This window comes from Thermoflexus hugenholtzii JAD2 (assembly GCF_900187885.1).
GTDB classification, from domain to species: Bacteria; Chloroflexota; Anaerolineae; order Thermoflexales; family Thermoflexaceae; genus Thermoflexus; species Thermoflexus hugenholtzii.
On sequence record NZ_FYEK01000037.1, the window covers coordinates 26478 to 45964 of the forward strand.

Consider the following 19487-nt stretch of genomic DNA (forward strand, 5'->3'; position numbering starts at 1 on the left):
GGCGGAGAGGGGCGCTCTCAGGCGGCCCCTCTCCGCTTTCCATAGCGAGGACCCCCCTTCCGGGCAAAATCAGGCCGATGTGGGAGGCAAGGATGCGAACCCGCTGGGCAATCTTCGGAACCCTGATCGCCGTCGGGATCGTGGTCTGGCTGGCCATGAATCCCCCACGGCCTCTTCTCAACGTTCTCAAGCGCGTGGACCCCTCGCCGGAGACCGGGGCGCGGCTGGTGGAGCGCTACGGCTGCCGGCGCTGCCATCGCATCGGCGACTCGGGGGGGATCCTGGCGCCGGATCTCAACGGGATCACCCAGCGGGTGGGGGATCCGGCCATGGTGAGCCTGCGGCTCTGGCTCCGGGACCCCCAGGCCGTCAAGCCCGGGACCGCCATGCCGAACTTTCATCTCTCCGATAGCGAGATCGAGGCGATCCTCGCCTACCTTCAGGCGCTGGACGCCCGGCGCCCATAGCCAGTCCTCATAGTCGTGGGGAACTCCCATCGGACCCAGCGCGTCGTGGGACAGAACAGATTCGGCACGCACCCGACCCCCAAAGGCCCAGGCGAGCCCTAAGCTCTGCGATGTGCAAACCCTTTAACTTGACAGATCCGACAGAACCCATATAATAGGGTATCAAATCGGCAGGAGTGGGGTTTTCCAGACATGCTGGCACGGCGTCTCGCGAGCGTCCTCCGCGGCTACGGGTGGTATTACTTTTACTTTGCCGCGCCTGTGGCGGGGCCGCTCGCGCGTGCCACGTGATGGTTCCACCTCATCCTAACGATCTCACCCATCGGCGCGGAGCGGCTCCCCGGAGCCCCCGCGCCGATGGCGTTTTCATGGGGAGGAGACATGATCTGCGGCATCCGCGGCGCGATCACCGCCCAGGCCAACACCCCCGAGGCCATCGCCTCGGCCACCCGAACGCTGCTCCAGGCCATCGCCCGGGCGAACCACCTCGCCCCCGACGAGATCGTCGCCGCCTGGTTCACCACCACCCCCGACCTCAACGCCGCCTTCCCCGCCGCCGTCGCCCGGGAGATGGGATGGACCCACGTCCCCATGCTCTGTGCCCAGGAGATCCCTGTCCCCGACGGATTGCCCCGCTGCATCCGTGTCCTGCTGCTGGTCCAGCCCCGCCGGCCCCTCCAGCCCGTCCCGGTTTACCTGGGCGAGGCCCGCCGGCTCCGACCGGACCTGTTTAACGGGGAGGGAGATCCCGCCCCGGAGCCGGATCCCCCGCCCCCCACCCTGACCCGTCCGCGGGTGGCCTTCCAGGGGGAGCCGGGGGCCTACTCCCATGAGGCCGCCGAGCGCTTCTTCGGGGGCGAGCTGGAGCTGCTCCCCTGCACCACCTTCGCCGAGGTCGCCCAGGCCGTGGAGGCCGGCCGGGCCGACTTCGGGATCCTGCCCGTGGAGAACTCCACTGCGGGCTCCATCAACGCCGTCTATGACCTCCTCCTGGAGCGGGACCTCCGGATTTGGGGGGAGGTGATTCTGCGGGTGCGACACTGCCTCCTCGCCCCTCCGGGGACCTCCCTCTCGGATATCCGGGCGGTGCGCTCCCATCCCCAGGCCCTGGAGCAGTGCGCCCGCTTCATCGCCCGCCACGGCTGGGAGGCCATCGCCGCCCCCGACACCGCCGGCAGCGCCCGCATGCTGGCCGAGCGCCCGGAGCCCGGGGTCGCCGCCATCGCCAGCCGCCTGGCCGCCGAACGCTACAGCCTGGCGATCCTGGCCGAAGGCATCGAGGACGACCCCGAGAACGCCACCCGCTTCTTCATCGTCAGCACCTATGAGCCCCCCCGCGCCGCCCGCAACAAGACCTCCATCGTCTTCAGCACCCGCCACGTGCCGGGAGCCCTCCATGCCTGCCTCGGGGAGTTCGCCGCCCGCGGCATCAATCTCACCAAGCTCGAGTCCCGCCCCCGCCGCGGCCGCCCCTGGGAATACGTCTTCTACGTGGACTTCGAGGGCCACTGGCAGGATCCAGCGTGTCGTGAGGCGCTGCTGGGCCTGCTCCAGCGGGCCTCTTTCCTGAAGCTGTTGGGCTCTTATCCGGCCGCTGAAGGAACCGTCTCAAGCCACGAAGAAGGAGGAGAGCGATGATCGTGGAATGCGCGTCCGATATGGACCCCCGTGCCATCCAGCGACTGGTGGAGCACCTGCAGGCCAGGGGCAAGCCCGTCTATCGGATCCACGGGCCCCAGCCCGTGTTAGTTTGCCCGGATGATCACGACCTGGATCCTCAGGAGCTCCAGACCTGGCCCGGCGTCCGACGGGTGATCCCGGTCCGTCATGCCTTCCAGCTGGCCGCCCGGGATTACCGACCAGAGGGCACCCAAATCCGGGTGGGCGAGGTGCTCATCGGCGGGGAGGAGCCGGTGTTGATCGCCGGCCCGTGCGCTGTGGAATCCCGCTCCCAGCTCCTGGAGACCGCTTACGCCGTCCGCGAAGCGGGCGCTCATATGCTGCGTGCAGGGGCCTTCAAGCCCCGCACCTCTCCCTACTCGTTCCAGGGATTGGGCTGGGAGGGACTGGAGTTGCTGGCCGAAGTCCGCGCCGAGACCGGCCTCCCCGTGGTGACCGAAGTGATGGCCCCCGAGGAGATCCCCCTGGTGGCCGAGGTCGCGGACGTCCTGCAGATCGGCGCCCGCAACATGCAGAACTTCAGCCTGCTCAAGGCGGCCGGCCGCCAGCCCAAGCCGGTCCTCCTCAAGCGCGGGATGAGCGCCACCATCGAGGAATGGCTGCTGGCGGCGGAATACATCATGGCCTACGGGAACTTCCAGGTGATCCTGTGCGAGCGGGGGATCCGCACCTTCGAACGGATGACCCGCAACACCCTGGACCTCAACGCCGTGCCGGTGGTCAAACGCCTGAGCCACCTGCCGGTGCTGGTGGATCCCAGCCATGGCACAGGGGACGCGGCGTATGTGATCCCCATGGCCCGGGCCGCCATCGCCGCCGGAGCGGACGGCCTGATCACCGAGGTCCACATCCGCCCGCAGGAGGCCTGGTCGGACGGCCGCCAGTCCCTCACCCCGGAGGCCTTCGCCCGCATGGTCCGCGAGGTCCGCGCCGTGGCTCGGGCCCTGCGGGAGCTGGAGGGCGATTCCCATCGCGCGTAAGGAGGGACGATGGCGCCGTTCCGCTGGGGGATCATCGGGCTGGGATTGATCGGCGGCTCCATCGCCCATCGGCTCGCCCGACAGGGGCTCCCGGTGCTGGGAGCGGATCAGGATCCCCGGACCCGGGAGCAGGCCCGGGCCTCCGGGATCTTCGAGGACGTCCTGGACCCGCCGGCCCTGGTCGCCGCCGCGGAGGGCGTGATCCTGGCCACCCCGGTGGGCGCGATCGAGGAGCTGCTGCGGACGCTGCCGTGGCGGCCGGGACAGGTGGTGCTGGACACGGGAAGCACCAAGCGACGGGTGGTAGCGGCGATGGGGAAACTGCCGGACGGCGTGGGCGCCGTGGGTGGACATCCCATGGCCGGCCGGGAGACCTCGGGCTTCGAGGCGGCGGACCCGGATCTCTTCGTCGGGCGGCCGTTCCTGCTGGTCCCCACTTCCCGCACCACCCCCGAGGCCGCCGCGCGGGCGGAGGAGCTGGCGCGCCTCCTGGGTGCCCGGCCGCTGTGGATGGAGGCGGAGACCCACGATCGTCAGGTGGCCTGGATCAGCCACCTCCCCTACGTGACGGCCATGGCCCTCGTCGCCGCCGTGGAAGCCACCGGGGATCCCGCCCTCTGGGAGATCGCCGCCTCCGGGTTTCGGGACGCCACCCGGGTGGCGGCCAGCGATCCCCGCATGATGGGGGAGGTCATCCGCAGTAACGCCGATGAGGTCGTCGCCGCCCTGGAGGCCCTTCTCCGGATCCTGGAGGCCTGGCGCGCCGCCCTGAAGGCCTCCCCGCCCTCGCTCCCTCCAGAATGGCCCCGCCTGGCCGCACGCCGCCGTGGATGGTCGAGGGGCGCCTGAGGGCTCCTCACAGAACGGGATGTGCCATCCACGATCGGCCCACCAGGTTCGCCCGGTAAAGGAGATCCCGATTCGCCAGCGCCTCCGGCGTCGGCCCATCGAACCACACCCGATGGTCCTCCCCGATGATCACCGCTCGGTCCGCCACCAGGCGGGCCAGCTCCAGGTCGTGGGTGGCCACCAGCAGCGTCTTGCCCAAGCGGCGCAGACCCCACAGGATCTCCACCAGGCGATCATTGGTCCGCGGGTCCAGGCCGGTCGTGGGCTCGTCCAGCAGCAGCACGTCCGGGTTCACCGCCAGCACGGCCGCCAGCGCCACCCGCCGCTTCTGGCCCTCGCTGAGCTGGAACGGGGCCCGATCCGCGAGCCCCTCGATCTCCAGAAGGCGGAGCATATCCCGCACCCGGCGCTCGACCTCCTGCGGCGGGAAGCCGAGCTGGGCCGGCCCGAAGGCGATCTCCTCGAAGACCGTGGGGTTGAAGAGCTGGGCATCGGAGTTCTGGAAGAGCAATCCCACCCGCCGCCGGAACTCCCGGAAGAACGCCGGGCGGGCCAGGCTGGCGGGCGTCAGGGGATGCCCGAAGGCATGGACGGTCCCGGAGTCAGGGAACAGAAGGCCGGCCAAGACCTTCAGTAGGGTGGATTTGCCGCAGCCGTTGGGCCCAAGGAGCGCCACCTGTTCCCCGGATGCCACCCGCAGGCTCACCCCGGCCAGGGCCGGGAACCGCCCCAGATAGGTCACCCGCACCTCATTCACCTCGAAGACCGGCCGGCCGTCAGCGGACCACATAGACCCCTCCGAGCATCAGCAGGGTCAACGCCGCCAACGCCCCGGAGGCCCATACCGAGGATCGACGCCGTTGAACGAAAGCCACCCGGCCCTGGAAGCCCCGGGCGAGCATGGCCTGGTGGATCTCCCGAGCCAGAGCCTCAGACCGGAGAAAGAGGGCATAGGCGGCGGCCGCGCCGAGCCGTCGGCCCGCATCCCCTGCCCGCCCGCCCAGGACCCGAGCCTGCCAGGCGGCATACATGTCCTGGACCACCGTTAGGAGGACGAAGATGTAGCGATAAGTCAGGGTGAAGAGCATCCCCACCGCCGCCGGAAGCCCCAACGCCCGAAGGCCCCGCAGCAGCTCGAACCAGCCGGTGGTCACGGTGAGCAGGGTGACCAGGGAAACCGAGGTCGCCGCCCGAAGCATCACCATGAGGCCCCCGGTGAGACCCTGGCGGGTGAGGCTCAGCTCCGAGGGCAGCGCCAGGGGCCCCAACCGGGCATCGGGCCCGAACCGGACCAGCACCACCAGCGGCTCCCCCGGATGAACCAGGCTGGTCATCCCTGGCAGGACGATCAAGCCGGTGAAGAACAGCACCACCAGCCCCGTGCGCCCCAGGAACGATCGCAGGTCCAGCCGTCCCAAGGCGGCCAGCAGAACACAGCCGCCGTAGAGGAGGGCCAGGGGCGCCAGGCCCCGGCTGAGGCTGGCGGCGAGGATCAGGGCCAGGAAGCAGAGAACCTTGACCTCCGGGGACGCCCGCTGCAACAGCCCGTCCCGCCGGGCGATCTCCTCCGCGTAGAGCGCCCGCCGGACGACCTCCAAGGCGCCGACCAGGGTCCGGGCGACGAAATCCAGTCGGACCCGACGGGCTTCGGAGGTCCCAGGGCCCAACGGGGCGGATGGACGCCCCAACCAGGGCGGAAGGGTCAGGACCGGGTCCGAGGCCGAAGGAGAAGCCACCGCAGGATCCCCCATACCAGCACGGCCAGCAAGACGCCCATCAGGGCAGAGAGCAGATACCCGATCACTTCTCCTCCGGGAACCCCCTCCAGGATGGGAACGGCGTAATCCGGCAAGAGCCCGGACCACCACCCGCTCAGCACGGCGAGGCCACGGGGCACATATCCGATCAGCCCCTCCAGCTCCTCCGGCGCCCACTCCCCGAAGGCCGTCCCCGGAGCCAGAAGGCCCAGCGGGGTGAGGACGATCAGCAGGCCCAGCACCACCACCAGCGGCAGCCAAGCCCCGGCGGCCCACTTTCCTTCCGCGGGGCGGGCCAGCAGGTCAGGCTGGACCCGATGCACGTAGCCGACGATCAACCCAGTGACCAGGGCCTCCACCGGGCCGGCCACGACCAGATGGGCGAACATCATCGCCGGCACCGCCAGATTCAAAGGATACGGGTTATAGAGCGGGGTCCCATCCGGGGCGCGGAAGAGAAGGGGCTGGAGGCCCAGCTCGATGGCCGTGGCCAGGGCTGCCGCGTTGATGCTCAAATACCCTGCCAGAGCCGCGGCCATCAGGAGACGGGTCCGCGAGGGGGAGCGACCGGCGACGACCTGATAGACGAAGTAAGCCACAGCCGGGGCCAGGATCCCCAGGTTGAAGACGTTGGCCCCCAGGGCCAGGATGCCCCCATCCCCGAAGAAAAGGGCCTGGATCGCCAGGGTCACCGTCATGGCCAGCATCGCCCCCCAGGGACCCAAGAGGATGGCGGCCAGGGCGGCCCCCACCGCGTGGGCGGACGTTCCGTCCGGGACGGGGACGTTCAGCATCTGGACCACGAACCCGAAGGCCGAGGCCAGGGCCAAGCGGGCCAGGATCGCCCCGTCGGACTCCTGCCGCAGACGCCGGACAGCCACGTAGAGGGCGGGGGCAGAGCCGGCGGCGAGAACGGCGCAGGTTTCCGGGCTCAGATAGCCATCGGGGATATGCATCTCGGCCTCCTCGGGCGGATGATCCGGGCTCAGCGGGCTGCCGCCTGCGAAGCAGGCGGATCCTTCTTCCCCTCGACGGAGGCGCGGCACCGCGGGCAGAGGCCAACCAGCATAAGGGTGAGTTGCTCGATGGCCAGCCCGGAGCGCGCCTGAAGCTCCCGGGCGATATCCCCCAGGAGATCGGCCTCCAGATGGAGCACCTCCCGACACGAACGGCAGAAGAAGTGCGCATGGCCAGGCTGGTCCCGCCACTCGTAGACGATGCGGCCCTCCCCCAGGACGTGGCGGTCCAGCAAGCCCAGCCGGGCCAACAACCGCAGGGTGCGGTAGACCGTGGAGAGGTCCACGGCAGGCGCGTAGGCCCGGACGGCGGCATAGATCTCCTCGGCGGTCATATGCCGTCCCGCCGAGCGAAGGGCCTCCAGGATCAGCATCCGCTGGGGCGTCACCCGGAAGCCGTGCCGGCGCAACGTCTGTCGGATCGAATGACAGTGCGGCACCTCGCCTCCTCCGCCTTCCTCTGGATCCCCTCAATGCCGGGAGGGCCTGGCCCAGCCCCCGGCTCCTTCCAGCGCCCATCCCAGCTATTTGCAAGATCTGGTTATTGCTAATATATGGCGATAATTGGCATCCGTCAAAATCGGATTCTTCGGCTCCGCAGCCCGGCTGCCGCTTCGAACGGTAAGATGAACAGGGGATCCCGGCCCGGCCGACATTCGACAGGATCCCCTGGACCCGTTAAAATGCGAAAGCGCTTTATCCGCAGGGATGCGTTTTCGGAGGCAAACGATGGAGCCAGCGGGCAACGGCGGGAAGCTGCCCAAGCGCATCGCCCGTCTGGGGGAGCTGATCACGAACATGTGGTGGACCTGGCAGCCGGACGCCCAGCGGCTGTTCGAGCGGCTGGATCCGGTGCGCTGGGAGGAGGTCCGCCACAACCCGGTGGCCTTGCTGCGCCGGGTCGAGCGGGCTCGGCTCAATGCGGCCGTTCAGACTCCAGCCTACCTGGAGCTTTACGATCGGGTGATGGAGGAGTTCGATCGCGCCCTCACCGGGCCCACCTGGTTCGCCCGGGCCCATCCAGAGCGTGCGGAGGCCATCGTCGCCTATTTCTCCACGGAGTTCGGGATCCACGAAGCCTTCCCGGCCTACGCGGGCGGGCTGGGAGTGCTGGCCGGCGACTTCCTCAAAGAGGCCAGTGATCTGGGCCTGCCTATGGTCGGGGTGGGGTTGCTGTATCAGCATGGCTACTTCACCCAGCGCATCACGGAGGACGGCTGGCAGGAGGCGATCTACGAGCCGCTGGACCTGGAGAACCTCCCCCTTCATCCGGTGTTGGGCCCGGATGGGCAACCGGTGCGGGTGGAGGTGACCATCGCCGGCCGGCCGGTGCGGGCGCAGATCTGGCGCCTCCAGATCGGCCGCATCCCCCTTTACCTGCTGGACACCAGCCTCCCGGAGAACGAGCCCGCGGATCGGGAGCTCTCCGCCCGGCTGTATGACGGGGACCCGGAGCGGCGGATCGCCCAGGAGATGATCCTGGGGATCGGCGGGGTGCGGGCCCTGCGGGCTCTGGGTCTGCAGCCCGCCGTCTGGCATCTGAACGAGGGCCATTCGGCCTTCTCCATCCTGGAGCGGCTGCGGGAACACATCGCCGCGGGCCTCCCCTTCGAGGAGGCCGCAGCCCGGGTGCGAGCCACCACCGTGTTCACCACCCACACCCCAGTCCCCGCCGGCCATGATCGCTTTTCCCTCAGCCTGATCGAGCGCGCCTTCGCCGGTTACTGGGAGCAACTCGGCCTTTCCTTCAAGGACTTCTGCGAGCTGGCTCGTCAGGACGAGCCCTGGGGCTCCACCTTCAACATGACGGTCCTCGCCTTGCGCTTCGCCGATCACCGCAACGCCGTGAGCGAGCTCCACGGCCACGTCACCCGCAAGATGTGGGCTCATCTGTGGCCGGACCGGCCCGTGGAGGCGGTCCCTATCCGCCATATCACCAACGGGGTCCACGTCGGGACCTGGCTGGCGCGCCGGATGCGCGTCCTCTATCAGCGCTACCTGGGGCCGGACTGGCTGGAGCGGCTGGATGATCCGACCCTCTGGGAGCGGGTCCTGGAGATCCCGGATGAGGAGCTGTGGACGGTGCGGCGGCACCTGAAGCGTAAGCTGGTGGCCTTCATGCGCGAACGGGCCCGGCGGCGCTGGCAGGGCAACCGCGTTTCCCCGATTCAGATCGTGGCCTCGGGCGTGCTGCTCGACCCTTACGCCCTGACCATCGGCTTCGCCCGGCGCTTCGCCCTCTACAAGCGCGCCTACCTGCTCTTCCGGGATCCGGAGCGGCTGCGACGCCTGGTCAACGATCCCTATCGTCCTGTCCAGATCATCCTGGCCGGGAAGGCCCATCCGGCCGACGAGCCGGCCAAGCGCATGATCCAGGAGATCTACCGCCTGATCAAAGACCCGGCCTTCGGAGGACGGATCGCCTTCCTGGAGGATTACGACATCGAGGTGGCCCGCCATCTGGTGCAGGGGGTGGACGTCTGGCTGAACACCCCCCGCCGGCCCCTCGAGGCCAGCGGCACCAGCGGCCAGAAGGCCGCCCTCAATGGGGTGCTGAACCTGAGCGTGCTGGATGGCTGGTGGCGGGAGGGCTACAACGGGGCCAACGGCTGGGCCATCGGGGAGGATCGGGAGTATGAGGACCCCGAAGCCCAGGACGCGGCCGACGCGGCGTCCCTCTATGACCTGCTGGAGAAGGCCGTGGTCCCTCTCTACTACGACGTCGAGGCCGATGGGATCCCCCACCGATGGCTGCGCATGGTGAAAGAATCCATCCGTTCCCTGGTCCCCTTCTTTAACACCCGGCGGATGGTGAAGGAATACCTTCAGGAAATGTATCTGCCCGCCATGGAGGCGGCCTCCCCGCGGACGTTGCCGGTGTGAAGGCCATGAGCGCGGCGATGAAACCGGAAATACGCATCCATGCCCTCTCGATCCGTGAGGCCATCGCCTGGGCCTCCCGGCGGGTGCGCGCCTCTGCCCCTCGGCTGGCGGCTGAGGTGCTGCTGGCCCACGTCCTGAACGTCTCCCGCGCCTACCTCCTGGCCCACCCCGAACGCACCCTGGCGCCGGACGAATGGGAGGCCTTCGCCCGGCTGGTGGCTCGGTCCGAGCAGGGGGAGCCCCTGTTCTACCTGATCGGCGAGCGGGAGTTCTACGGAATGCCCTTCAAGGTCACCCCCGCCGTCCTGATCCCCCGGCCCGAGACCGAGGGCCTGGTCGACGCGGCCCTGGAGTGGGCGCGGAGCCGGGCCTACCGGACCTACGCGCCCCTGGTCTTCGCCGACATCGGGACCGGCTCCGGGTGCATCGCGGTGGCCCTGGCGGTCTACCTGCCCAACAGCCGGGGCTACGCCACCGATCTCTCCCCGGAGGCCCTGGAGGTCGCCCAGGAGAACGCCGCCCGTCACGGGGTGGCCTCCCGCTTGACCTTCCTGCAGGGCGACCTCTGCGCCCCCCTCCCGGAACCGGTGGATCTGCTGGTGGCCAACCTGCCCTACGTGGCCCGATCCGAATGGGCGGACCTGGATCCCGCCATCCGGGAATACGAGCCGATCCTGGCCCTGGATGGGGGGCCGGACGGGCTGGATCTGATCCGGCGCTTCCTGGCCCAGGCCCCGGGGTATCTGCGGCCGATGGGAGCGGTCTTCCTGGAGATCGGCGCCGGGCAGGGGCCGGCCGTCCTAACGCTCGCCCGGGCCGCCTTCCCCCGAGCAGTGATCCGGCTGCTGAAGGACGCCGCCGGGCTGGACCGGATAGTGGCCATCACCCACTGAGGGAAAGGAGCCAGGGATGCGGATCGCCATCGGAGCGGATCACGCGGGCTACGCCTTAAAGGAGACCCTGGTCGCCCATCTGCGGGAGCAGGGGATCGAGGTGGTGGATTTCGGGACCCACAGTCCCGAGTCCGTGGACTACCCGGACTACGCCCGGGCGGTGGCCGAGGCCGTTGCCCGCGGGGAGGCGGATTACGGCGTCCTCATCTGCGGCACGGGGATCGGCATGTCCATCACGGCCAACAAGGTGCCCGGCATCCGCGCCGCCGCGGTCTCGGACGTCTACACCGCGAAGATGAGCCGCGCGCACAACGACGCCAACATCCTCTGCCTGGGCGGTCGGGTGGTCGGGCCCGGCCTGGCCATCGAGATCCTGGATACATGGCTGCGCACCCCTTTCGAGGGGGGGCGCCACGCCCGCCGCGTGGAGAAGATCCGGCAGCTGGAAGCATCCTGCCAGCCCTCCCCGTGAAGCGATGGGCAGGCCTCCGATCCTGGGCATCGACGCCAGCCGGGCTACCGTGGCCCGCCCGACGGGAGTGGAGCGCTACGCTCGGGCGGTGATCCGGTCCCTCCTTCCCTATGCCGAAGCCGAAGGGGTGCGGGTCCGCCTTTACTTTCGGGAGTCCCCGCCGCCGGACCTCTTTCCGCCCTCCCCGTCGGTGGAGCACCGGGTGATCCCCTTCCCTCGCCTGTGGACCCATCTGCGCCTCTCGTGGGAGATGGCCCGCCGTCCGCCCACAGCCCTCTTCGTCCCCGCCCACGTGATCCCGCTGGTTCACCCCCGCAGCGCCGTCACCATTCACGACCTGGGTTACCGCCACTTCCCGCATGCGCATCCGTTCGCCCAGCGGCTGTATCTGGAGCTCTCCACGCGGTGGAGCGCCGCCGTCGCCCGTGTCGTCTTCGCCGACTCCGAGGCCACACGAGCGGACCTCATCCGCTTCTACCATGTTCCGGCGGAGAAGATCGTGGTGGCCTACCCGGGTTACGATCCGCCGCCCATCCCGGAGGACGCCGAGGCGATCCTGCGCCGCTTCGGGATCCGGTCCCCTTATCTGGTCTCGGTGGGGACGATCCACCCGCGCAAGAACTTCGGGCTGATCCTTCAGGTTGCGGCGCGTCGGCTTGCGGAGGGATGGGAGGGCCAGGTGGTGATCATCGGGAAGCCCGGATGGCCGGACCCGGCCTTCGAGCGCCTGCGTCGGGATCCGATGTGGGCGGGCCGTCTGATCCTGACCGGATATGTGGATGACGTCACGCGAGGAGCGTTGCTGAGCCGGGCCGAGGCCTTCCTGCTCCCTTCCCTCTATGAGGGCTTTGGCTTCCCAGTCCTGGAAGCCCAGGCATGCGGGGTGCCGGTCCTCTGCGCCCCCAGCGGGAGCCTGCGGGAGGTCGCCGGAGAGGGCGCGCTCCTCCTCCCTCCAGACGACCCCGCGCCGTGGGCGGAGGCCCTGAGCCGCCTAACGCGGGATCCAGAGCTCCGGTCCGCCCTGATCGCGCGAGGCCACGCCAACCGGCAGCGGTTCTCCTGGGAACGCTGCGCCCGCAGGATCTGGGAGGCCCTGCGAACGTTGTGGGAGTAGGGACGCCGCGTTCCCTGCTGGGGCGCTGTCTTGAGAAGGGCCCTTAGTCTGCCAGCCCCTCCACCTCCTCAGCCTTCGTCTCCGCCGTCGGCATTGGGATCGGGCGGAGGAGGGGGACCGGACGCACGGAGCGGGCGACCAGCTCCCGGGTGCCGGCCACCCCCAGGCGCTCGAACAGCAGCGCAAAGCGCGCCTCCAGGGCCTCCCGAATGGGCCCGCGCACTTCCTCCGGGAGCTCCCAGAAGGCCTGCTTGAAGGGCCCCCACGCCCGCTTGCGAGTCTTGTAGTAAAACTGCTCGTCCGTCTCCCCCGGCTTCCGCTCGTCGGCGTGATGCGCCCGCAGATAGGCGTAGATCTCCTCCCGGAAGGCCGCAGGGAGCATCTCGAAGACCAGGTTCTGGAAGCCGGTGGCCAGATGGACTTCGCAGGCCTCGCATTCCACGAACTTGTGGAAAGCCTCCTCCGGGAGGGTGCTGGCCCCATGCTGCACCGCCCCCGCCAGCCCGTATTCCAGGCGGGCCGCCCGGGAAAGGGCCCGGAGCGCCTCGAAATCGATGGCCACCTGGGCCAGGGTCCCGTCCGGCAGCACCACCCCGCCATGGGTGGTGCCCGTCTGCACGCTGATCTTGCTGATCCCCACCACCTCCCCCACCTCCCGGCGGTAGCCGTCCATAAAGGCCCGCAGCTCCTCCACCGTGCTGTTCTTGCCGCCCACCTCCCCGATCTCCCCACCCACGGAGATCGTCACACCGGGCGGCTCGATGGAGCGGATGTAACGGGTGAGAGCCGCACATAGGGTGTAGTTCAGACGCTGTTGCGCGTCCAGGGTCGGCTGGGAGAGGTCGACCAGCGTGGAGGTGTCGATGTCGATGTTGTAGAACCCCGCCGCGATGGCCTCCGCCGTGAGATCCCGCACCGCCTGCAGCTCCTTCTCGGGATCCCGGGCATAGGCTTTTGCGGAAACCTGGAAATGGTCTCCCTGAAGGAAGAGAGGGCCGGTGAAACCCTCCTTGACGGCGGCCGCCATCAGGACGGCGGCGTATTCCTCCGGGCGCTGGTCGGTGTAGCCGATCTCGCTGCGGGCGATCTCGAAGATCACAGCCCCCGCCTCCAGCCGCCGCGCCGCCCGGAAGGCCGCCCGGCCCATGTCATAGGTCATCCCCCGCAGGTTCATGGCCGGGACAGTGAAGGTCGGGGGAATCTCCCCCCGGCCCCGCGCCGCGTAGAGAGGGTGGATGGAGGCCGGGATGATCCCCAGTGCCTGGGCGATGCCGTAGATCCACCAGCGGGCCTCCGCCCGCTCCGGGGGGGAGCCGAAGACCGCCTGATGAACCAGCTCGTCGATCCCCTGGGCGCGGATCCATACGGGGTCGCGCACCTCCACCCGGCCGTCGACCAGAGCGAGGGCCTCCCCCCAGCGCGGCCGCCGCAAACGATCCCGGACATCGATCATGCGAAGACCTCCTGCAGCATAGGATTCTGAGCGCGCCCCTCTCGCTCCGCTCCTCATGAATCCCATCACTCGGCCGAAGGCGTGACCTCCGTCTCCGGGGATGAGGAGCGGGTTCGGCGCTGGGAGCGCTTCGGGCCCGATGGGGCGGCCCCCGTTCGTTTCCGACGCCCCCGTGGGGTCGGCGCGGGAGGCACTTCCTCCTCCGGCTCGGGGGCTGGGGCCTCCATCCCGGCGGGCGGCTCCGGCGACGGGGAGGCGGCCGCTTCGGGCGCAGGGGAAGCCGGTTCGGTCCCCGCCGGGGCGACCGCAGGGGCCACCCGGCGTAGCTCCGCCAGGCCGATCTTCACCTGCCGGCGGCAGAAGGGGCATTCCCGCATCCCATAGCGGGCGTTCTCCGCCAGCGCCTGGGCCAGGATCCCCGCCGCTTCCTCCCGGGAGACGGAGAACGGCCGGCCGCAATACGGACAGCGCGTGCGCAGCATGCGCGCCTCCTCAGGTCTTCCATCGAACGCATCGTTCCCATTTTAGCATCGCATCCCCGCCGGCCCATCCCGGCGGGCGGGATATAATGAGGGGCAGGCCCCACAGGGCCGCCATTCCCGAACAGGAGGTCCATCGATGTTCTGCCCGCCGGGGACTACTGGAGCGATCCTGTGCGTGGGGAATTTCGCCATCCGGGCCTACGGGCTGTTGCTGATGCTCGGGATCCTCCTCGGCGCCTACCTGGCGGCGGCGGAAGCCCGCCGTCGGGGGGAGAACCCCGATCATGTGTGGGATGGCTTGCTGGTCGTCTTCCTCTTGGGCCTGATCGGCGCCCGCCTCTACCACGTGTTCTCCAATCCGGAGGGCGCCATCGGCTGGTCCTACTACCGGGAGAACCCGATCAAGATCCTCTACATTTGGGAGGGAGGGCTCGCGATTTATGGAGCCCTCATCGGCGGGTTGCTCGGCTTCTTCCTTTACGCCTATCGTCACCGCTTGGCCGTCTGGCGCTGGCTGGATATTGTAGCGCCTTCGATCTTGGTGGGACAGGCCATCGGCCGCTGGGGGAATTTCTTCAACCAGGAGCTCTACGGCCCGCCCACGACCCTCCCTTGGGGCATTCCCATCCCCCTGGAACGCCGCCTGCCACAACACCTCACCCTGCCCCCGGAGACCCGTTTCCATCCGGTGTTCCTGTATGAATCCCTCTGGAACACCCTGGGCTTCCTGATCCTGTTCAACTTGAGCCGGCGGCTGGGGCATCGCCTGCGGGAGGGGGACCTCTTCGCCCTCTATCTGATCTGGTATCCGGTGGGACGCCTGTGGATCGAGACCCTGCGGCCGGACGCCTGGAAGCTGGGGAACATCGCCGCGGCCCAGGTCTTCTCCCTGATCGCCCTGGCGGCCGGGCTGGCCATCCTGATCCGGAACCGGCTCCCCGGACGAATGCCGGGGGCGAAGGCCCCCTCCGGGATGTCCGAGGCCTGATCCCCTAATGAGGGGACAGCGATGAGGGAGCTCATCCGCCTTCATCTCCGCCAGCGGGTTCGCCTCTCGGAGGGCACCTGGGTATTGATCCTCGCGCCCCTGATCGGCCTGGGGGCGGGAGTAGGGGTGTTTCTCTTCCGCCGCGCTGTAGATGGCGTGCAGGATATGCTGCGCTCCCTCACGCCGGGCGGATGGATTCGCATCTTGGCTTCGGTCTTAGGTGGATTGCTCATCGCCGGGATGACCCGCTTCTTTTTGGAGCGGGAGGAGATGCCAGGGGTCTCTGGGCTCATCTTGGCGATGGTCACGGCAGGCGGACGGCTTCCTTACTGGCGCATGCCGGCGAAGGCCGTCGCCGCAATCCTCTCCCTCGGTGGGACCAGAGGATCCCAGCGTCCAGATCGGCGCCCATCTCGGGTCCGGCTTAGCCCAGCGGGTCCGGCTCTCTGAGGAATCGATTCGTCTGCTCACCGCAACGGGCGCAGCGGGCGGGATCGCCGCAGCCTTCAACGCGCCGATCGCCGGCGTGCTCTTTGCAGCGGAGATCCTGCTGGGGGAGTTCGCCACTGCCCCTATCACCGCAATGGTGCTGGCCACCGTGAGCGCCACACTGGCCACCCAAGTCCTCCTGGGCCCTTACCCGGCTTTCCTGGTGCCTGCCTATTCGTTTCGTCATCCTCTGGAGTTGCCTTTTTACCTGCTCCTCGGCGTGTTAGCCGCCGGAGTGGCTATACTTTACATCCGGCTGCTCTACGGCATGCGCCTGGCCGTCGAGCGGCTCCCCCTCCCGCCCTGGCTTCGGACGCCTGCAGGCGGGCTGGTCCTCGGCCTCCTGGGACTACTCGCTCCTCAGGTCCTAGGCGTGGGATACGATTCGATTCAAACCATCCTGGAGGGTCAACCCCATAATCCCATCCTCGTCCTCGAGTGGATGTTCCTGAAACTCGTGCTGACACCTCTCTCCCTGGCAGTTGGATTTGTGGGTGGGGTGTTCGCCCCCGCCCTCTTCCTGGGTGCCATGCTGGGCTATGCGTATGGCGCCACCCTCGGCTCCCTGTTCCCAGCGTGGGTGGCTGACCCCTCCGCCTACGCGATGGTAGCCATGGCCGCCCTGCTGGCCGGGGCGATCCATGCCCCTTTCACTGCCACTCTGCTGCTTTTCGAGATGACTCGGGATTACCGGATCATCCTCCCCCTGATGGCCGCGGTGGGCCTCAGCGCGCTGATCAGCGAACGCCTCCAGCCCGGAAGCCTCTACACCGAGGCTCTCCGACAACGTGGCCTCCGTCTCGCCCGCGGGCGGGACGTGGATGTGCTGGAGAGCCTTCGGGTCGAGGAAGCGATGAACCCGGATGTCGTTCGGGCTACTCAGACCCTCCCTGCCCAGGCAGCCCTGGAGATTCTCCTGCAGCGGCGCCGGCGCACGTTGATCGTAGAGACCCCGGAAGGGACGCTCTGGGGTATCACTACCCTCCGAGATCTCGAGATGGCCCTGACTGCAGGCCGGGGAGGGGAACCGGTCGGCCAAATCTGCCAGCGCCCGGTGATCACGATCTTCCCGGATGAACCGGTGAGCGAGGCCGTGCGCCGGATGAGCGAATGGAACATCGGGCAGGTCCCCGTGGTGAGCCGTGAGGATCCCCAACGCGTGATCGGGATCGTCCGACGAGAGGAAGTCGTGCGGGCCTATGACCTCGCGCTCACCCGGAAGCGCCGGTAGTGTCTCGGAAAGTGTGTCCGAGGGGCAGCATGGTAGCCTTCCCAGAAAAGGCTAGAAAAGAAAAGTAAAGGAGGGAAGGCCACCATGCGGAACAAAACCCGCGAGGAAATCCTAAAGGAAGTGGAAGAGCGGATCAAGACCATGGTCAAGGAGCTCTTGGAGGCCCTCATGCGGGAGGAACGGGGGCTCTACCTGGAAAACCATCCCACCCAGGCCAACGGCTACTACACCCGGGACCTCCTAACTCTGGTAGGACCCGTGGAGGACCTCCAAGTTCCCCGCGTGCGGGAAGGGGATTTCCATCCCCAGATCCTTCCCTACAGGAAGCGGGCCTCCCTGGAACTTTCCGAAGCGATTCTGGCTCTCTACGCCGTCGGGGTAAGCACCCGGAAGATCTCGGCGTTCTTGGAGGGGATTTACGGTGCCTTCTACTCGCCCCAGAGTATCTCCCGCCTGCTCAAGGTTACCCAAGAGCAAGTGAAAGCCTGGCGGGAAAGGCCCCTGAGTGCGGAGTACTACGCGGTGTTTTTGGATGGGACCTTTCTTTCTATTCGTCGAGGAAAAACCGCTAAGGAACCGGTGTACATTGCGCTCGGGATCAAGCCCGATGGACGAAGGGAGATCCTTGGGTTTTGGCTCTTCGGAGCGGAAGGGGAGAGCGCCCGGAATGGGGAGGAGGTTCTCAAGGATCTCCAGCGGCGCGGGGTCCAACGGGTGCGGATCTTCATTACCGATGACCTCCCAGGGTTGGAGGAGGCCATCAAGAAGATCTTTCCCGAAGCGGATTGGCAGCTCTGGGTTCTGCACGCGGTCCGGGACGCTTTGAATCAAAGCCGGAAGAAGGACCGGGAGGCGCGGGCTGAGGATCTCAAGAAGATTGATCGGGCCGAGAGCCGGGAGGAGGCCGAGGAAGCGTTGCGGAGCTGGCGGGAGCGCTGGGGTGGGGTCTATCCCAAGATCGTGGAGCGGGGGGAGACCAAGGCCTATGCTCTTTTAGCGTTCCTGCGTCATCCTAAACCTATTCGCCGCTACCTCTACACCACCAACCAGCTGGAACGGCTTGCTAAGGAGGTGAAGAGGCGGACCAAGGTGGTGGAAGTGTTTTGTCGTGAAGAGGCTGCGGAAAAGCTTTTGTATTTGGTTTTGAGTCAGCTGGATGAGGCATGGGGAGCCCGTCGGCTCCGAGGGTTTGCGGAAATCCAGATGGGAGGCTACCATGCTGACCGGACACACTAAACGCTACACGCCGGAAGCGCCTACTCCAGTATCAGCTGGAACAGATTCGATTACGCACCCTGAGCGGGATGGAGACCGCGGAGCTCCCGGTGGAAGCCGACGCGCCAGCCGTCGGCCGTCCCCTGAGTGAGCTCCCCTGGCCTCCGGAATGCCGAATCGCTGTCGTGCGGCGGGGAGCAGGCACACTAATCCCAAACGGAGAGCTGACTCTCCAGGCAGGGGATCGCGTGGTCCTGCTCGGCAAGCCGGAGGCAATCCGGGAGGCTTGGCGAATGTTCCAGAGGGCAAACCATGAAGCTGGGCCCTCCACTTAAGGGATCCACCGCTTCCGGATCTTGGGGAAGGCGCCTGGGCTTCATCCTCATTGCCCTATTCCTCGTCGCCCTCGGAGCGGCCTCGGTGATCTCCCGCCTGGAGGAACGAGATCCCTTCTGCGCCGGCTGTCACCTGCGACCGGAGACCACCTACGTGGGTCGAGCGGCTGCCGCGCGGGGAAGCCGCCCGGTGGACCTGGCCGCCGCTCACGCGAGGGCCGGCCTCTCCTGCGTGGCCTGTCATCGAGGGGATTCTTCCCTCCCCGATCGCGTCCGCACCCTCGCCCTGGGCGCATGGAACGCGGCCCGGACGCCCTTCACGCCCCCGGACGTTCCCCAGCACCCGATACGCATGCCCGGCCTCCCGGAGAACAGCTGCCGCCTCTGCCACGTCCGGGAGCCCGCCCGGGCGGGGATCCCGCCCGGCGCAATGAACCCGGTGATGGCGGAGGGGTTCGAGAACCACTTCCACACGGATCTGTTCCGACCGGACCTCCAGACCTCTGTGGGGTGCGTGGATTGTCACCGCGCGCACATGGAGACGGTGACGCCCTTCTTCGTCGTGCAGGAGATCGTGATCCCGGCCTGCGAGCGCTGCCATCGGGAGGCCGGCCGCGGGCCGACGCGGATGGGGCCATGAGGACCCGGCGCTGGTTGTTCGTGTCCATCCCCCTGTGGGGACATCTGGATTATGGAGGTTACCTGGACCTGGCGGTCGCCCTCGTCCGGCGCGGGGAGCGAGTGCTATGGGCCAGCGGCCCCTTGGTGCAGGAGGCGGTGGTCCGCCGGGGCCTCCCCTTCGTCCCGCTGCCCTCCGTGGGCTGGCGATGGCTGCCCCCCCTCCCCCCGGAGCTCCCTCCGGCGGAGCGAGCACGGCGACGGCGAGAACGGGCCTTAGAAGCCTGGCTGCACCCGGAGGAGCACGCTCGGGCCCTCCGTGCCCTGGGCTCACTGATCGAGGCGTGGCGCCCGGACATCTTGGTGGCGGAGCCTTTCGCCGGCGCCGCGGCCTGGGCGGCGGAGCGATACGAGCTTCCTCTGATCATCGTGGGGTTCCCCGCCGGGCGCTGGCCGGCCCCGGCCACTCCAGAGGCCCAGGCCGAGGTGGAAGCGGCCCGAGCCCGGCTGGCGGAGGTAGCCGCTCGCCTCGGCCTGGCCGGCCGCTACTGGCGGGGGGGGGCCC

At 68.3% G+C, this 19487-nt stretch carries 20 protein-coding genes and 1 pseudogene; 15 read left to right on the forward strand and 6 right to left on the reverse strand.

The genetic code is table 11. The features are described from left to right. The first annotated feature begins 92 nt into the window (after positions 1-92). The 4 genes from CFB18_RS10020 to CFB18_RS10035 all read left to right on the forward strand — a co-directional run bounded on the left by CFB18_RS10020 (position 93) and on the right by CFB18_RS10035 (position 3976). Positions 93-467, forward strand: coding sequence for a c-type cytochrome (locus CFB18_RS10020; protein WP_159461691.1), 375 nt, complete (start codon positions 93-95; stop codon positions 465-467). Positions 468-848: 381 nt separating this feature from the next. Next, positions 849-2105, forward strand: a complete 1257-nt coding sequence (gene pheA / locus CFB18_RS10025; RefSeq protein ID WP_159461692.1) for a prephenate dehydratase — start codon at positions 849-851, stop codon at positions 2103-2105. Beyond that, entirely contained in the window at positions 2102-3127 is a 1026-nt protein-coding gene (gene aroF, locus CFB18_RS10030; protein ID WP_088571676.1) for a 3-deoxy-7-phosphoheptulonate synthase, read from the forward strand. The genes pheA and aroF overlap by 4 nt, the downstream gene beginning before the upstream one ends. A gap of 9 nt (positions 3128-3136) precedes the next feature. Beyond that, the gene (locus CFB18_RS10035) at positions 3137-3976 is read left to right on the forward strand and encodes a prephenate dehydrogenase (protein WP_088571677.1); all 840 of its coding nucleotides are present in this window, start codon (positions 3137-3139) and stop codon (positions 3974-3976) included. A gap of 7 nt (positions 3977-3983) precedes the next feature. On the opposite strand, the gene CFB18_RS10040 is transcribed toward CFB18_RS10035, so the two are convergent. Genes CFB18_RS10040 through CFB18_RS10055 form a run of 4 tightly spaced genes read right to left on the reverse strand, consistent with a single transcriptional unit; the run spans position 3984 to position 7189 of the window. Further along, a complete protein-coding gene (locus CFB18_RS10040; protein ID WP_088571678.1) occupies positions 3984-4766 on the reverse strand; it encodes an energy-coupling factor ABC transporter ATP-binding protein in 783 nt (260 codons plus the stop codon). After that, positions 4753-5712, reverse strand: a complete 960-nt coding sequence (gene cbiQ / locus CFB18_RS10045) for a cobalt ECF transporter T component CbiQ (RefSeq protein ID WP_159461693.1) — start codon at positions 5710-5712, stop codon at positions 4753-4755. Before cbiQ ends, CFB18_RS10040 begins: the two co-directional genes overlap by 14 nt. Further along, the gene (gene cbiM / locus CFB18_RS10050) at positions 5679-6689 is read right to left on the reverse strand and encodes a cobalt transporter CbiM (RefSeq protein WP_088571680.1); all 1011 of its coding nucleotides are present in this window, start codon (positions 6687-6689) and stop codon (positions 5679-5681) included. The genes cbiQ and cbiM overlap by 34 nt, the downstream gene beginning before the upstream one ends. 29 nt (positions 6690-6718) lie before the next feature. Next, a complete protein-coding gene (locus CFB18_RS10055; protein ID WP_143597575.1) occupies positions 6719-7189 on the reverse strand; it encodes a Fur family transcriptional regulator in 471 nt (156 codons plus the stop codon). A gap of 289 nt (positions 7190-7478) precedes the next feature. Between CFB18_RS10055 and glgP the strand changes: the two genes are divergently transcribed. From glgP to CFB18_RS10075, 4 genes are read left to right on the forward strand one after another with little or no spacing between them, the layout of a single operon-like run. Continuing rightward, complete coding sequence (gene glgP / locus CFB18_RS10060; RefSeq protein ID WP_088571682.1) at positions 7479-9632, forward strand: alpha-glucan family phosphorylase; 2154 nt, start codon at positions 7479-7481, stop codon at positions 9630-9632. 17 nt (positions 9633-9649) lie between these two features. Then, on the forward strand, positions 9650-10525 hold the full coding sequence (gene prmC / locus CFB18_RS10065) for a peptide chain release factor N(5)-glutamine methyltransferase (protein ID WP_088571704.1): 876 nt from the start codon (positions 9650-9652) through the stop codon (positions 10523-10525). A gap of 16 nt (positions 10526-10541) precedes the next feature. Further along, on the forward strand, positions 10542-10997 hold the full coding sequence (rpiB, locus tag CFB18_RS10070; RefSeq protein WP_088571683.1) for a ribose 5-phosphate isomerase B: 456 nt from the start codon (positions 10542-10544) through the stop codon (positions 10995-10997). Positions 10998-11001: 4 nt separating this feature from the next. Beyond that, positions 11002-12111 carry a glycosyltransferase family 4 protein gene (locus tag CFB18_RS10075; RefSeq protein WP_088571684.1) on the forward strand — a complete coding sequence of 370 codons (1110 nt, stop codon included), beginning with the start codon at positions 11002-11004 and terminating at the stop codon, positions 12109-12111. A gap of 43 nt (positions 12112-12154) precedes the next feature. Here CFB18_RS10075 and CFB18_RS10080 read toward each other — a convergent pair whose 3' ends face one another. Then, positions 12155-13564, reverse strand: a complete 1410-nt coding sequence (locus tag CFB18_RS10080) for a class II fructose-bisphosphate aldolase (protein WP_088571685.1) — start codon at positions 13562-13564, stop codon at positions 12155-12157. A 65-nt stretch (positions 13565-13629) separates the two neighbouring features. Continuing rightward, a complete protein-coding gene (locus CFB18_RS10085) occupies positions 13630-14046 on the reverse strand; it encodes a hypothetical protein (RefSeq protein WP_088571686.1) in 417 nt (138 codons plus the stop codon). 136 nt (positions 14047-14182) lie between these two features. Between CFB18_RS10085 and lgt the strand changes: the two genes are divergently transcribed. From lgt to CFB18_RS15330, 7 genes and pseudogenes are all read left to right on the forward strand, one after another. After that, positions 14183-15034: a prolipoprotein diacylglyceryl transferase gene (gene lgt, locus CFB18_RS10090; protein ID WP_088571687.1), complete on the forward strand. Its 852-nt coding sequence runs from the start codon at positions 14183-14185 to the stop codon at positions 15032-15034. 21 nt (positions 15035-15055) lie between these two features. Further along, complete coding sequence (locus CFB18_RS15040; RefSeq protein ID WP_143597576.1) at positions 15056-15484, forward strand: voltage-gated chloride channel family protein; 429 nt, start codon at positions 15056-15058, stop codon at positions 15482-15484. Beyond that, positions 15408-16754, forward strand: coding sequence for a chloride channel protein (locus CFB18_RS10095; RefSeq protein ID WP_088571688.1), 1347 nt, complete (start codon positions 15408-15410; stop codon positions 16752-16754). Before CFB18_RS15040 ends, CFB18_RS10095 begins: the two co-directional genes overlap by 77 nt. 84 nt (positions 16755-16838) lie before the next feature. After that, positions 16839-17990, forward strand: a complete 1152-nt coding sequence (locus tag CFB18_RS10100) for an IS256 family transposase (protein WP_088571689.1) — start codon at positions 16839-16841, stop codon at positions 17988-17990. A 68-nt stretch (positions 17991-18058) separates the two neighbouring features. Further along, positions 18059-18304: a TrkA C-terminal domain-containing protein gene (locus CFB18_RS16555; RefSeq protein WP_088571690.1), complete on the forward strand. Its 246-nt coding sequence runs from the start codon at positions 18059-18061 to the stop codon at positions 18302-18304. Positions 18305-18389: 85 nt separating this feature from the next. After that, positions 18390-18944, forward strand: a complete 555-nt coding sequence (locus CFB18_RS10110; RefSeq protein ID WP_143597577.1) for a hypothetical protein — start codon at positions 18390-18392, stop codon at positions 18942-18944. Further along, positions 18941-19487: pseudogene (locus CFB18_RS15330) on the forward strand (hypothetical protein); the annotation flags it as partial. The gene CFB18_RS10110 and the pseudogene CFB18_RS15330, both read left to right, overlap by 4 nt.

Excerpts from the sequence above, each read along its gene's own strand:
- glgP (WP_088571682.1), top strand. The coding sequence starts at position 7,479 with ATGGAGCCAGCGGGCAACGGCGGGAAGCTGCCCAAGCGCATCGCCCGT.
- CFB18_RS10100 (WP_088571689.1), top strand. The coding sequence starts at position 16,839 with ATGCGGAACAAAACCCGCGAGGAAATCCTAAAGGAAGTGGAAGAGCGG.
- prmC (WP_088571704.1), top strand. The coding sequence starts at position 9,650 with ATGAAACCGGAAATACGCATCCATGCCCTCTCGATCCGTGAGGCCATC.
- CFB18_RS10085 (WP_088571686.1), bottom strand. The coding sequence starts at position 14,046 with ATGCTGCGCACGCGCTGTCCGTATTGCGGCCGGCCGTTCTCCGTCTCC.
- CFB18_RS10035 (WP_088571677.1), top strand. The coding sequence starts at position 3,137 with ATGGCGCCGTTCCGCTGGGGGATCATCGGGCTGGGATTGATCGGCGGC.
- pheA (WP_159461692.1), top strand. The coding sequence starts at position 849 with ATGATCTGCGGCATCCGCGGCGCGATCACCGCCCAGGCCAACACCCCC.
- lgt (WP_088571687.1), top strand. The coding sequence starts at position 14,183 with ATGTTCTGCCCGCCGGGGACTACTGGAGCGATCCTGTGCGTGGGGAAT.
- CFB18_RS16555 (WP_088571690.1), top strand. The coding sequence starts at position 18,059 with ATGGAGACCGCGGAGCTCCCGGTGGAAGCCGACGCGCCAGCCGTCGGC.
- cbiM (WP_088571680.1), bottom strand. The coding sequence starts at position 6,689 with ATGCATATCCCCGATGGCTATCTGAGCCCGGAAACCTGCGCCGTTCTC.
- CFB18_RS10040 (WP_088571678.1), bottom strand. The coding sequence starts at position 4,766 with ATGTGGTCCGCTGACGGCCGGCCGGTCTTCGAGGTGAATGAGGTGCGG.
- aroF (WP_088571676.1), top strand. The coding sequence starts at position 2,102 with ATGATCGTGGAATGCGCGTCCGATATGGACCCCCGTGCCATCCAGCGA.
- rpiB (WP_088571683.1), top strand. The coding sequence starts at position 10,542 with ATGCGGATCGCCATCGGAGCGGATCACGCGGGCTACGCCTTAAAGGAG.
- CFB18_RS10080 (WP_088571685.1), bottom strand. The coding sequence starts at position 13,564 with ATGATCGATGTCCGGGATCGTTTGCGGCGGCCGCGCTGGGGGGAGGCC.
- CFB18_RS10020 (WP_159461691.1), top strand. The coding sequence starts at position 93 with ATGCGAACCCGCTGGGCAATCTTCGGAACCCTGATCGCCGTCGGGATC.
- CFB18_RS15040 (WP_143597576.1), top strand. The coding sequence starts at position 15,056 with ATGAGGGAGCTCATCCGCCTTCATCTCCGCCAGCGGGTTCGCCTCTCG.
- CFB18_RS10075 (WP_088571684.1), top strand. The coding sequence starts at position 11,002 with ATGGGCAGGCCTCCGATCCTGGGCATCGACGCCAGCCGGGCTACCGTG.